2 pseudogenes are annotated in these 779 nt (G+C 53.8%); both read right to left on the bottom strand.

What is annotated here, in order from left to right:
* Nucleotides 1-507 (bottom strand): annotated as a pseudogene (locus tag KDX39_RS26305) (DUF6708 domain-containing protein); the annotation flags it as partial.
* Nucleotides 500-779: pseudogene (locus KDX39_RS26300) on the bottom strand (hypothetical protein); the annotation flags it as partial. The pseudogenes KDX39_RS26305 and KDX39_RS26300, both read right to left, overlap by 8 nt.

Here is a 779-nt window from a genome sequence, read left to right as displayed (position 1 = left end):
GGCAATGACGTTTTCCCATGGGATGAAGCGCGGCGGTTCGCCACGTTTGGCGACGTAGGCGACTTCGCGGCGCTGGCGGTTGAAGCGGGTGGGTGGGATTGTGGAGTGGGGATAGACGGCTTGGACAAAAAAGTAAAGATACATTAGCGACAAACCACCAATGAATATCCATACAAAAGGGTGCGTCAGAAATAACGTCAAAAAAATATCAAATACTGGACGTCCAAACTTCACATAATCGTTAATACCCAATCCTATGGATGTCAGCGTAAAAAAAAGCGCGACAGACATCACCGACCCAATAGAACAACGAACTGCGAACTCCACAGTTGCGCAGCCCAATCCGAAGTCCAGATAGACGTCGTTTGCATCCTGATGAAGGCTACGGGAGCTGAAAGCGGCAACCCCCGTCGGAACTGGGCGTGGCGCAAGGTAAAACACTTCGGTGCCTGGCTCATTCTCCGTATCACCAGCTTGTGGCAGCCGTTCGTACTTGTTCTCAGGCATTTTCGCTGACCTTGTTTTTTTCTACCCTGTCGAAGTGGTCGAACACCGTCAGCCCTCTGCGCAGTGTCTTGCGCACGGCCTCGCTCTGTTCAATCAGTTCAGTGCTGGGGTGTTGCCATTGCTCGGGCGGTAAGGGCTTTGACCAGTCGAGCACGGCTTTGGGAAAGGCTTTCTTCGGCAGGCGTTCGACCCAGGCGGCGATGCGGCAGGGCAGGGTCCAGCCGCTGCAGAACTGGATGAGCAGAAAGCCGAACAGATAACGGATGTACCAG

Origin of the sequence: Pseudomonas sp. CDFA 610 (assembly GCF_021147865.1) — a bacterium.
Lineage (GTDB): Bacteria > Pseudomonadota > Gammaproteobacteria > Pseudomonadales > Pseudomonadaceae > Aquipseudomonas > Aquipseudomonas alliivorans.
Note: the sequence above shows the minus strand (reverse complement) of the source record. Positions and strands in the feature narration are given on the sequence as shown.